The sequence below is a fragment of the Methylobacterium sp. CM6246 genome (assembly GCF_054818005.1).
The window spans coordinates 809,192-820,885 of record NZ_JBTXKY010000001.1 but is presented as its reverse complement, the minus strand read 5'-3'; the positions used below and the strand labels follow the sequence as shown (position 1 = coordinate 820,885).

12 protein-coding genes and 1 tRNA gene are annotated in these 11,694 nt (G+C 69.5%); 8 read left to right on the top strand and 5 right to left on the bottom strand.

Going from position 1 to position 11,694, the window contains the following annotated elements; translation table 11 throughout:
• The first annotated feature begins 24 nt into the window (after positions 1 to 24).
• On the top strand, positions 25 to 1,011 hold the full coding sequence (locus ACYQPG_RS04070; protein WP_461230309.1) for an SDR family oxidoreductase: 987 nt from the start codon (positions 25 to 27) through the stop codon (positions 1,009 to 1,011).
• A 229-nt stretch (positions 1,012 to 1,240) separates the two neighbouring features.
• On the opposite strand, the gene ACYQPG_RS04065 is transcribed toward ACYQPG_RS04070, so the two are convergent.
• From ACYQPG_RS04065 to ACYQPG_RS04055, 3 genes are all read right to left on the bottom strand, one after another.
• The gene (locus ACYQPG_RS04065; RefSeq protein WP_461230308.1) at positions 1,241 to 1,900 is read right to left on the bottom strand and encodes a carboxymuconolactone decarboxylase family protein; all 660 of its coding nucleotides are present in this window, start codon (positions 1,898 to 1,900) and stop codon (positions 1,241 to 1,243) included.
• 191 nt (positions 1,901 to 2,091) lie between these two features.
• Positions 2,092 to 2,478, bottom strand: a complete 387-nt coding sequence (locus ACYQPG_RS04060; protein ID WP_461230307.1) for a hypothetical protein — start codon at positions 2,476 to 2,478, stop codon at positions 2,092 to 2,094.
• Positions 2,479 to 2,784: 306 nt separating this feature from the next.
• A tRNA-Arg gene (locus tag ACYQPG_RS04055) sits at positions 2,785 to 2,861 on the bottom strand.
• A 224-nt stretch (positions 2,862 to 3,085) separates the two neighbouring features.
• Here ACYQPG_RS04055 and ACYQPG_RS04050 point away from each other — a divergent pair.
• Entirely contained in the window at positions 3,086 to 5,293 is a 2,208-nt protein-coding gene (locus ACYQPG_RS04050; protein WP_461230306.1) for an FUSC family protein, read from the top strand.
• Positions 5,294 to 5,312: 19 nt separating this feature from the next.
• Here the strand turns inward: ACYQPG_RS04050 and ACYQPG_RS04045 are convergent, their stop codons facing one another.
• On the bottom strand, positions 5,313 to 5,543 hold the full coding sequence (locus ACYQPG_RS04045; protein ID WP_461230305.1) for a hypothetical protein: 231 nt from the start codon (positions 5,541 to 5,543) through the stop codon (positions 5,313 to 5,315).
• A 369-nt stretch (positions 5,544 to 5,912) separates the two neighbouring features.
• On the opposite strand from ACYQPG_RS04045, the gene pth reads away from it, so the two are divergent.
• From pth to ACYQPG_RS04015, 6 genes are read left to right on the top strand one after another with little or no spacing between them, the layout of a single operon-like run.
• A complete protein-coding gene (pth, locus tag ACYQPG_RS04040; RefSeq protein ID WP_419828741.1) occupies positions 5,913 to 6,521 on the top strand; it encodes an aminoacyl-tRNA hydrolase in 609 nt (202 codons plus the stop codon).
• Positions 6,522 to 6,562: 41 nt separating this feature from the next.
• On the top strand, positions 6,563 to 6,793 hold the full coding sequence (locus ACYQPG_RS04035) for a hypothetical protein (RefSeq protein ID WP_147907930.1): 231 nt from the start codon (positions 6,563 to 6,565) through the stop codon (positions 6,791 to 6,793).
• Positions 6,786 to 7,232, top strand: a complete 447-nt coding sequence (locus ACYQPG_RS04030) for a PIN domain-containing protein (protein ID WP_147941308.1) — start codon at positions 6,786 to 6,788, stop codon at positions 7,230 to 7,232. The genes ACYQPG_RS04035 and ACYQPG_RS04030 overlap by 8 nt, the downstream gene beginning before the upstream one ends.
• Before the next feature lie 4 nt (positions 7,233 to 7,236).
• Entirely contained in the window at positions 7,237 to 8,334 is a 1,098-nt protein-coding gene (gene ychF, locus ACYQPG_RS04025; protein WP_147907932.1) for a redox-regulated ATPase YchF, read from the top strand.
• A gap of 34 nt (positions 8,335 to 8,368) precedes the next feature.
• Complete coding sequence (locus tag ACYQPG_RS04020; RefSeq protein WP_147907933.1) at positions 8,369 to 9,358, top strand: MaoC/PaaZ C-terminal domain-containing protein; 990 nt, start codon at positions 8,369 to 8,371, stop codon at positions 9,356 to 9,358.
• 60 nt (positions 9,359 to 9,418) lie between these two features.
• Entirely contained in the window at positions 9,419 to 10,462 is a 1,044-nt protein-coding gene (locus ACYQPG_RS04015; protein WP_419828740.1) for an aldo/keto reductase, read from the top strand.
• A gap of 6 nt (positions 10,463 to 10,468) precedes the next feature.
• Here ACYQPG_RS04015 and mtnA read toward each other — a convergent pair whose 3' ends face one another.
• Positions 10,469 to 11,569: an S-methyl-5-thioribose-1-phosphate isomerase gene (gene mtnA / locus ACYQPG_RS04010; protein ID WP_147907935.1), complete on the bottom strand. Its 1,101-nt coding sequence runs from the start codon at positions 11,567 to 11,569 to the stop codon at positions 10,469 to 10,471.
• Positions 11,570 to 11,694 lie beyond the last annotated feature (125 nt).

Genomic DNA, 11,694 nt, shown 5'->3' with positions numbered 1-11,694 from the left:
GATCAACGAGCGGGAGTGCGAGACATGGCGCAAGTGCGTGGATCTACGGTCGTGATCACGGGCGCGTCGAGCGGCATCGGGCGTGCCGCGGCTTATGCCTTTGCTGCCAGGGGGGCCTGCGTCGTTCTCGCTGCCCGGCGTTCCGATGTTCTCGACAACGTTGTGCGCGAGATCCGGGACGGTGGTGGCGCGGCGATCGCGATCCCAACCGACGTGACCGACACCGACGCCGTCTTCGCGCTGGCGGAAGGCGCGGCGAGGGCGTTCGGTGGCATCGATGTCTGGATCAACAATGCAGGTGCGGGGGTATTCGGGCCGCTCCTCGACGCTCCGCTCGACCTGCACAGGCAGACGATCGAGATCAACCTGATGGGTGCGATTCACGGTGCCTATGCCGTGCTGCCACATTTCTTGCGCCAGGGACACGGCACGCTGATCAACACGGTCTCGATGGGCGGCTGGGCCCCGACGCCGTTCGCGGCAGCGTACACCGCGAGCAAGTTCGGCTTGCGCGGCTTCTCGGCCAGTCTGCGCCAGGAACTTGCCCGGCATAAGCACATCCACGTCTGTGGCGTGTTCCCGGCAATTGTCGACACCCCCGGTCTGGAGCACGGGGCCAACGTCACGGGCAAGACGCTCAACCCAGGCCACGTCTACTACGCGCCCGAGGATGTGGCCGAGGCCTACCTGCGCTTGGTTCGGCATCCCCGACACGAGACGGCGGTCGGCTGGCCGGCCCGCCTCGCCCAAGCCGGCTACGCGCTTGCGCCCTCGCTGACCGAGCGTGTGATGGGCGTAGGATTCCGCTTCGCATTGGACCGGGCCGATCCAGGACCAAGGACCCATGGGGCGCTGCGGAAACCGATCTCACAAGGAACGAGCGCTGACGGCGGCTGGCGGGCGCGCAAGGGTGTACCGTCGGCGGGGACGATAAGCGCCGGGATCGTTTGGGCCGGTGTCGGCGCCGCCGTCTTGCTTGGCGTCGCCCTGAGCACGCGGAAGGCCCGATAGAGGATTGTATTCTCGTCTGCTCGGGCGGCGATCCGTGAACCGTCAACCGCGCCGAGCGTCAATCTTGGAACGATGTCGCCCCGCGACCGTGGAGGACGTGCGGGCAAACCTGGCGTTCGACTACGAACCGAGCGCTCCGACATGCGTTGCAGCGTGCGCGGGCGGATGTCCGCCGCGCCGAGGATCCAGCGGGTCCCGACAACAATCCGCCAAGACCGCCTGCCGCTCGCTACCGTTCGCCCGGCTTAAACGGGGGTTCCTTGCCTGGCGGCACGCCTTCCTCGGCCATGCTCAGTAGCATGGCCACCGTCACATAGGTGCCGGTGAGTGTCGTCAGGTCCACTACGCCTTGCTCGCCCAGCACCTGCTTGGCACGATCAAAGGTCTCGTCCGAGACTGCATGCTGCGTGGAAAGCTCCATGCAGAAGTCGTAAACGGCCGCCTCGTCGGGCTTCATGCCCTCCGGCCGCTTGTTAGCTTTAAGATCCGCCGCCACCTGCTCGGAGAGTCCCGCTTTGATCGCCAGCGGGTAATGGGCGTACCACTCGACCTGCGAGCGCCAGAGGCGTCCCTGGATCAGGATCGCGAACTCATTCAATCGCGTCGGCACGGAGGTGTGCCAGCGCAGGTAGTCGAGCAGGTCGTACATCCGCTGAGCCATCTCGGGGCTTCGGATCATCGGATTGTACGGGCCGGCAAGTCCGACGCTCGATACCTTCATGATCTTCTCGCCAACCGGACGCTGAGCAGGCGTAAGCTGCTCGAGGGTTAACTGCGGGAACCGCGGTGGGTGGTCGGATGCTCCCCAGGAAGTCTGGGCAAACAGCCAGCCGCCTGAGGCCGCGACGACAGCCAGCGCCACGGTCTGGCCGGTTTTGAGCACGCCCATCGAAGTTCCTCCAAACGCGCGGACTCGTCTCAGCGAGCCGTCGTGCTCCAGCATAGTCCGCCAAGCGTCAGAGAAGATCCAGCAGATCCCTTTTGATCATGAGGTCTGTTGTTATGATGGCTATAACCTTCGCGTTTTTTGACACTGTCGTGCCGGTCGGGCGGCGGTGAAGTATGGGCGGCGGCGTACGGTCAGATCCGATGGCTGCTGCACACCCGCTCGACGGCATTACCGCTATCCTCAGGCCGCGTGTTGAAGGCGATCGGAACTGTCGGCGCAGCCTCCCGAGCTACGTTGATAAGGACTTCGAATACCGCCAGGTGCCGCGGCCAGGAACGCACGCCAGCGCCGATCACGAGGCAGTCGTAGGAGCCGGAAGTGAGCATCTGCCGCAGGATCAGGCCGGCTTGATCGTCCGGTTGTATGAAGCACTGCTCAGCCGCCCAGCCGCGGTCGCGCATATCCTTAAGCGCCACCTCGATCCCATGGTGGATCTTCTCGGCATTTAGTCCGTGCGGGAGAGCTGGGTCCGAGAAATCGACCGAGTCAGGTTCATAGCCAACCATCAGAACACGCATCGGACTCTCCGGCTTCGGCCACCGGACTGTGCCGGTCGCTCCGCCAGCTAGCGGTGATGACGGCGGCTGCAAGGCATAACGCTCAGGCTTGGGACCTGCGGTCCGCCACTCGTAGAGGCTCACGCTGAGGCATACAGACACGCCTTTCGTGTTGCATCCGTGTTGCGTGGAGCACCCGCAAGCGCCTCGGCTCGCGTCGTAAGCCATTGTAAAATAACGATCGGTGTTGCGGCGTGTTGCGCGCTTAGAATGCCGTATACAGGCCAAGAAAAACCCGCCAAGTCATTGACTGGGCGGGTGAATTGCTGGCGACCCCGGTTGGGCTCGAACCAACGACCTGCCGCTTAGAAGGCGGCTGCTCTATCCAGCTGAGCTACGGAGTCTGGGGTGCCAGCAGGCCCAGAAGCCACGGGCTTGGCCGAGGGTCAAGCGTCTGCGGCCGGTCCGGGGCGCCCCGATGGGGCAGCCGGTCGGCGTGGCAGCGAGCGCGTTCCGTCGCCCCGGCGCGGCAAGGCAGGGTTGCGGCCCGGGGTGGATCCGGACAGGTCGGGGCGCGGTTCATGCCGGGGCCCAGCGCCCGCAGGAGCGCCCGCACAGGAGTCCGAGCTTGTCGCCCCCGAGTCCCCCCGCATCGTCGCCCAACCCGGCGCCCAACCCGGCGCCGAAAGGGGCGCCCAGGCCGGCTCCGCGCCGCCGGGCTGAGGGCCGGGGCAGCCTCGGCCGGCCCGGGGCGGATCTGCGGCGCCTGCCCACGGGCCTGGATCTGCGCAACGTGCGGCTGGTCGAAGGCGTGCGTGCGGCCTTCGCGTTCGGCGTCGTGATCCTGATCAACATCTGGGTGCAATGGCCGCCGCTGCTGACCATGGCGCTGGCCGCCAACCTCGCGTGCTTCTGCGACAATGGCGGCCCGATGCGGGTGCGCCTGCGCGTGCTGACCGCGTTCTCGCTGCTCGGCGGCCTGCTCTGGGCGGGCCTCGGCCTGCTGCAGCCCCTGGGGCTGCTGGTGGTGGTGCCGGTCTCCTGTGCGCTGATCTTCGCGTGCTCCTACGTCCGGGTCTGGAGCGTGCAGGCGCAATCGGCCGGGAACGTGCTGGTGGTGGTGCTGTGCATCGCGCTCGACCGGCCGCTGACCCTGGAGCAGGCCGGGATCGTGGCGCTGATGTTCGCGGCCGGCGGGCTCTGGGCGACGCTGCTCGCCCTGGTGATCTGGCGCCTGCACCCGTACCGGCCGGCGCACCGGGCGGTGGCCGAGGTCTGGCACGGCCTGGCGCGGCTCTGCGGCGACCTCGAGCGGCTCGTCGCCCTGCCCGCTCCCGACGCGGACGCGTTCGACGGGCATGCGCGCGGCCACCGGCGGGGCGTGCGCGCGAGCATCGAGGCCGCCCGCACCATGATCCTCGACCTCGCCCGATCCCGGGAGCGCGTCTCCGAGCGCACCGCCCAGGCGCTCCTGCGCCTTGAGAGCGCCGAGCAGATTTTTTCCGCCCTGATCGCCGTTTCGGAGCTGATCGACAGCCGGCCCGATGCCCGCCGCCGGACCCTGGCCAAGACCTTCCTGCGGCGCCTGCGCCCGCTCCTGGTCACCATCGCCCGGGCGATCCGCGACGATGCCAGCCTCGATCTCGCCCGGCTGGAGCGCTCCATCGCCCGGGCGGCCGAGGACCTGTCGGAGGATCCGACCCTGGCGCGGCTGGCCGACCGGATCGTCGGGCGCGTCCGCATGGGCGCCAAGCTCTCGACCCCGGAGGGCTATCGGCCCGGCGGCACCCTCACGGACGGCCGCAGCCTCGACCGCTGGACCCGCTATTGGGAGCCGCTGCGGCAGAACTTCACCCCGGCCTCGCCGAACCTCCGGCACGCCCTGCGGGCCACCGCGGTCGCGGCGCCTGCGCTGGCCGCGACCCTGACCTATGCCGGCGCGTTCACGCATTGGCTGGTGATGACCGTGGTGCTGACCATGCAGCCGTTCTACGCCGCGACATGGCAGCGGGCACTGGAGCGGATCGGCGGCACCGTGCTGGGCGGCCTCGCGGGCGCGGTGCTGGCCTACTACGCCACGACCCCGCTGGTGGAGGCCGGGCTGATCCTCGTGCTCAGCGTCGTCGGGTTCGCCGCGCGCCAGATCTCCTACGGCTTCTTCGTCACCTGTCTGACCCCGCTGGTGGTGCTGCTGGTCGAGTTGCTGGAGCCCGGCCACAGCTCCTGGGAGATCGTCGGCATGCGCGCCGGCTTCACCGTGCTGGGCGGGCTGATCGCAGTGGCGAGCTGTCTCCTGCTCTGGCCGATCTGGGAGCCGGACCAGGTCCGACAGGAGTTGCGGCGGGCGCTCAAGGCCCATGCCGGCTTCGCCGAGGCGGTGCTGCTCGCCGTCCCCGGCGAGGCGCGCGATGCCGTCGTGCTGGCCCGGGCCCGCACGGCCGGCCTCGCCCTCAACGACCTGGAAGCCGCCCTGTCGCGGGCCCTGCAACAGCCCCGGGCGGGGAGCCACCCGGAGGTGGAGGCCGCCATGGTGGCGGACGCGACCCTGCGCCGGATCAGCGCCCGGCTGTCGGTACTGCGCCACGCGCCCGAGGCCGGCGCCCCCGAGGCGGAGGCCTGGCGGGCCTGGATCGCCGCCACCTTGGCGGCGCTCGGTGAGGACCGGCCGCTGCCCGAGCGGCCGGTCCTCGACCGGGGGCAGTCGCTCGCCCGCCTCGTGAGCCAGGTCGATCTCCTGAGCGGGACCCTGCGGCCGGGCGAGTTGCGGGCGATCGATGGCGTGGGGCCGGAAGCCGGCATCGGCGTGCGGGACGAGCGGGCCGTCCCGGTACGCTGACGGGCGGCGCCCCCCGGCGTCAGTACCGCGGCAGGGCGTTGGCCGGGCCGCCGGCATGCGGGCCGGCATAGCGATAGGCGGAGGCCCGCGCGGACGGGGTCCGATCCTGCTGCAGGACGCCGGCATTCCCGACCCAGCCCGAATAGGCCGAGGCCGGGTATGGCGAATGCTTCGAGTCCAGCCCCTGCGCCAGGGCCGGCGTGGCCGCGGCGGCGAACAGGGCGGCGGCGGCGAGCATGCGACTATTCATGGCGATCTCCTCGTGTCTGCGTCTGACTGCGACGGGAAGTGATCCGGTCAACCGTGTCGGGTGAGGAAGATCGTCGGTGCGGCGGTCTTGATCGCTCGGGCTTTGCTTGGCCGAATGTGACCTCTCAACCGCGATACTCTGCCGGCGGTTCGACCGATGCCGTGCGGTGGCGCACGGTCGGCGCAAGGTCGGCGACCGTGCGGCTCCGAAGGCCCGATGCAGGATCCGGTGAGGCCGGAACGGCAGGCGCGGCGGTGCGGGTCTCGCGGCCGGCGCGGGGATGCGTCGCGCGGGGAAGCGTGCCACAGACCGCCGCGAAAAGGATGCCCGGTGAACGGGCATGAACCGGATCGCGCCAGGAACTCTGCCATGCGGTTGATCGTCGGCCTCGGAAACCCGGGTTCGCGCTACGCGAACAACCGGCACAATATCGGTTTCCTGGCCATCGACGCGATCGCCCGCCAGCACCGGGCGAGCCCGTTCCGGCACCGCTTCCAGGGCGAGGCTGCCGAGGTCGTGCTGGGCACCGAGCGGGCGATCCTGCTCAAGCCCTCGACCTTCATGAACGAGTCCGGGCGCTCGGTCTCGGAGGCGCAGCGCTTCTACAAGATCCCCTTGAGCGACGTGATCGTGCTGCACGACGAACTCGACCTCGCCCCGGCCAAGCTCCGGGTGAAGCTGGGCGGCGGCAATGCCGGCCATAACGGCCTGCGCTCGATCACCGCCCAATGTGGCAACGACTACCGCCGGGTGCGGCTCGGCATCGGCCATCCCGGCGACAAGGCACAGGTGCACGCCTACGTGCTCAACGATTTCGGCAAGGCCGAGCTGCCCTGGGTCGAGGATCTCTGTCACGCGGTCGCCGACCACGTCGCCCTGCTGGCGGTGGGCGAGGATGCGAGCTTCCAGAACAAGGTCCACCTCGCCATGGCCGGCCGAGGCTGGGACACGGTGAAGACGCTGGGCGCGAAAAATTGACACGGAAACACGAGGACACGATATAGCCGGCGGAGGCTGCGATGAAGAACGTCACCGTGACGATGAGCGAGGCCCTGCTGCAGCGGGCGCGTGTCGCCGCCGCGCGCGACGGCAAGAGCCTGTCGCGGTTCGTCGCCGAGGCCGTCGAGCAGCGCGTCGGCCGGCCGCTGACGCAGCTCGAAGCGATCGAGCGGTTCCTGGCCGGCCCCCCAATGAACCTGACCGACGAGAACGGACGCGCCCCGACACGCGACCAGCTGTACGATGACTGACCAGGTCTTCGTCGATACCAACGTGCTGATTTATGGGCGCGACGCCAAGCAGAGCGACAAAAAGGCGACCGCCCAGGAATGGGTGCGAAGCCTCGGCGCACAGGGCGCCGCGCGCATCAACATGCAGGTCCTCAACGAGTTGACACGCTGGATCCTGAGGAACGAGCCGAGGCGTCCCCTCGCCGACATCCAGCAGGAGATCGAGGCGCTTAAGGTCTGGGGCGACAAGCCCTTGGACGAGGAGGAACTCGAGGTCGCCTGGGCGGTGCGGGACAAGCTGGGCTATCAGTGGTTCGATTGCCTCCTGGTAGCCGCGGCCCAGCTCGCCGGATGCCGATACTTCCTGACCGAGGATATGGCACACGGCACCGTGTTCGAGGGCCTGACCCTCATCAACCCTTTCCGCGCGTCGCCCGGCGACGTGCTTCAACGGAACTGAGTCCATGGGCTTCAAATGCGGCATCGTCGGCCTGCCGAACGTCGGCAAGTCGACCCTGTTCAACGCGCTGACGCAGACGGCGGCCGCGCAGGCGGCGAACTATCCGTTCTGCACCATCGAGCCGAATGTCGGCGAGGTGGCGGTGCCGGATCCGCGCCTGGACGACCTCGTCCGGATCGCGAGTTCGAAAGAGAAAATCCCGACGCGGCTGACCTTCGTGGACATCGCCGGGCTGGTGCGCGGCGCCTCCAAGGGCGAGGGCCTGGGCAACCAGTTCCTGGCCAACATCCGTGAGGTCGACGCCATCGCGCACGTGGTCCGCTGCTTCACCGACGGCGACGTCACCCATGTCGAGGGCAAGGTCGATCCGGCCGCCGACATCGAAACCATCGAGACCGAGCTGATGCTGGCCGACCTCGACAGCCTGGAGCGCCGGGCCATCGCCCTGGAGAAGAAGGCCAAGGGTGCCGACAAGGAGGCCAAGGAGAGCCTCGATCTCGTCAACCGCGCCCTGCCGCTGCTGCGCGAGGGCAAGCCGGCGCGGCTGGTCGAGCGCAAGCCGGACGAGGAGAAGCTGTTCCAGTCCCTGGGCCTCATGACCGCCAAGCCGGTGCTCTACGTCTGCAACGTCGACGAGGGTGATGCCGACAAGGGCAACGCCTACTCGGATTCGGTCTTCGCCCGCGCCAAGGCCGAGGGTGCCATCGCGGTGGTGGTCTCGGCCAAGATCGAGAGCGAGATCGCCGTGATGCCGGAGGGCGACCAGGCCGAGTTCCTGGAGGCCGTGGGTCTGACCGAGCCCGGCCTCAACCGGGTGATCCGCGCCGGCTACGACCTCCTGGGCCTCGTGACCTACTTCACGGTCGGCCCCAAGGAGGCCCGTGCCTGGACGATCACCAAGGGCACCCGCGCGCCCGGCGCCGCCGGGGTGATCCACTCGGATTTCGAGAAGGGCTTCATCCGCGCCGAGACCATCGCGTTCAAGGACTACACCACGCTGGGCGGCGAATCCGGTGCCCGGGACGCCGGCAAGCTGCGACTCGAGGGCAAGGAGTACGTGGTGCAGGACGGCGACGTGCTGCATTTCCGCTTCGCCAACTGAGCCCCCCTCCCCTGACGCACTGGACGAGGCTGCCATGCCGGACCCCGCGGTCGAGGATTTTTCCGTCGGCGACGTCATCGCCGGCGAGCCCCTGACGGTCACCCGCGACGCCATCGTGGGGTTCGCGCGGGCGTTCGACTTCCAGCCATTCCACCTCGACGAGGCGGCGGCGGAGCCGACCTTCGTGGGCCGTCTGATCGCGTCGGGCTGGCACACGGCCGCGCTCGGCATGCGGCTGCTGCAGCGGGGTCCGTTCCAGGGCGGCTCGTCGTTGGGCGCGCCCGGGATCGACGAGTTGCGCTGGCTGGCGCCGGTCCTGCCCGGCGATGCGCTGACGCTGACCTTCCGGGTCGTGGGGATGCGGGACTCGGCCTCGAAGCCGGGGCTCGGCTTCGTCACCGCGGAGGTCGCGTTGGGCAACCCGCGCGGCGAGACGGTGCTGACCCAGCGCTTCACCTTCATGCTGGCCCGCCGCGGCACCGATCCCCTGCCGCCCCGCCCCGTCGAGATCGGCGAGCCGGGCCCGGTCGAGGAGCCGGAGGATGCCGAGATCCTGCCGTTCCTGCGGGACGCCGAAATCGGCTTGGTCCGCGACCTCGGGGCCTACCCGTTCAGCGCCGCCGCGATCGTGGCCTTCGCCGAGGCCTACGACCCGCAGGCGTTCCACCTCGACCACGCGGCCGCCAAGCGCAGCCATTTCGGCGGTCTCTGCGCCTCCGGCTGGCACACCGCCTCAGCCTACATGAACCGGCTGCTCACCACCCGCGCCCGGGACGCCGCCTACACGGCGAGCCGCGGCCCAGTTCCGGAATCGGGCCCCTCCCCGGGCTTCAAGAACCTGCGCTGGCTCAAGCCGGTCTACGCCGGCGACACGGTCCGGTTCAGCACGAAGCTCACCGACAAGCGCGCCTCCGCGTCCCGCCCCGGCTGGGGCCTGGCGTTTGCGCGCAACACCGGGGTGAACCAGCGCGGCGAGCCGGTTTTTTCGTTCGACAGCGCGGTGTTCCATCGCTGGGAGCCGTGAGGCGCAGCGGTTCCGGTCCCCGTGCGTTGTCGCGACGGAGACGGACGGGATACCGGATACATGTACCAGAAGAAGCTCGGCAACACGGGGCTGTTCGTTTCGGAACTCTGCCTCGGGACGATGACCTTCGGAGGCGGAGCCGGGATGTGGCGCCAGATCGGCGCCCTCGACCAAGCCGAGGCGGGGCGGCTCGTCGGGCGGGCGATCGACGCCGGCATCAACTTCATCGACACGGCGGATGTCTACGCCGAGGGGCTCTCCGAGGAGATCACCGGACAGGCCTTGCGCGATCTCAAGGTCCCGCGTGACAGCGTCGTCGTCGCCACCAAGGGCTACGGGCCGATGGGTCCAGGCGCCAACGCGCGGGGCGCCTCGCGCTTGCACCTGATCGACGCCTGCAAGGCGAGCCTGAAGCGGCTCAAGCTCGACCACATCGACCTCTACCAGATCCACGGCTTCGACCCGGCGACGCCGATGGAGGAGACGATGCGGGCCCTCGACATCCTCGTGCAGCACGGCCACGTGCGTTACGTCGGGGTCTCGAACTGGGCGGCGTGGCAGATCGTCAAGGCGCAGGGCATCGCCGAGCGGGCCAACCTCGCGCGGTTCGAGACCCTGCAGGCGTATTACTCGATCGCCGGGCGCGACCTCGAACGGGACATCGTCCCGATGCTGCGGTCCGAGGGTCTCGGACTCCTGGTCTGGAGCCCCCTCGCCGGCGGCCTGCTCAGCGGCAAGTATTCCGGCGGTTCCGGGGAGGGTCGGCGGGCGAGCTTCGACTTTCCGCCGGTCGACGGCCCGCGCGGCGAAGCCTGCATCGCCGCGATGCGCCCGGTGGCGGAGAGCCGCGGCGTCTCGGTGGCTCAGGTGGCGCTCGCCTGGCTGCTGCACCGCCGGGCGGTGACCAGCGTCATCGTCGGCGCCAAGCGCCTCGACCAACTCGAGGACAACATCGCGGCCACGCGGCTGAGCCTCACCGACGCGGAACTCGATGCCCTCGACGCGGTGAGCGTCCTGCCGCCCGAATACCCGGGTTGGATGTTCGAGCGTCAGAACGCACGGGCGCAGCAGCTCGCCGAATCCGGCCGGCCCGGCGTGCGCTGAGGCGGCTCACGCCGCCTTCCGGCGCTCCGGGTAGAGCCCGCACAGCCCCTCTTCGCTCGCCGCGCAGATGCCGCGCTCGGTGATGATCCCGGTCACGAGGCGGGCCGGGGTCACGTCGAAGGCCGGGTTGGCCACGGGGCTGCCCGGGGAGACCACCTCGATCGTGGCGAAGCCGCCCTCGGCCAGGCGGCCGGTCATGTGGGTGACCTCGCGGCCGTCGCGCTCCTCGATCGGGATCTCCTTGACGCCGTCGTGGAGCGTCCAGTCGATCGTCGAGAACGGCAGGGCGGCGTAGAACGGCACGCGGTTGTCGTGGGCGGCCAGCGCCTTCAGGTAAGTGCCGATCTTGTTGCAGACGTCGCCCGACGCCGTGGTGCGGTCCGAGCCGACGATGCACAGGTCGACGCCGCCATGCTGCATCAGGTGGCCGCCGGCATTGTCGGCGATCACCGTGTGGGGCACGCCGTGGCCGTTCAGCTCGAAGGCGGTGAGCGCCGCGCCCTGGCTGCGCGGCCGGGTTTCGTCCACCAGCACGTGCACCGGCACGCCCCGCTCGTGGGCGGCGTAGATCGGCGCCAGCGCGGTGCCCCAATCCACCGTGGCGAGCCAGCCGGCGTTGCAATGGGTCAGCACCGTGACCGGCCGCCCGCCGTTCGCCTTGTGCAGGTCGGCGATGATCTGGCCGCCATGGGCGCCGATCGAGCGGCAGCTGGCGACATCCTCCTCGGCGACGCGGCCGGCTTCCGCGAAGGCGTGGGCGAAGCGCTCGGCCGGCTGGATCTGCCGCAGGTTGCCGGCGACCCGGTCGAGCGCCCAGCGCAGGTTGATCGCCGTCGGGCGCGTCGCGGCGAGCGTCGCCACCGCCCGGTCGATCCCGTCCATCGACGGATCCGCCCGCATGGCGAGCGCCAGCCCGTAGGCCGCGGTGACGCCGATCAGCGGCGCGCCGCGCACGATCATGGTGCGGATCGCCACCGCCGCGTCGTCCAGCGTGGCGAGGCGCCTCAGCTCGAACGCGAAGGGCAGGCGTGTCTGGTCGATCACCTGGACGCTGACGCCGTCCGGGTCCGGGAAGATCGTGCGATAGGGCTGACCGTCGATGTTCATGGCGGTTTCTGTGCCATAGCGGGGCGGTTTTTGCACCACCCCAGGCCCGGACACGCCCGCTCCGGATCCCGCGCGGGCCCGGGTACGGGGGGTCAGGCTTCCTCAACCTTAGCAGGTCGTTAAGG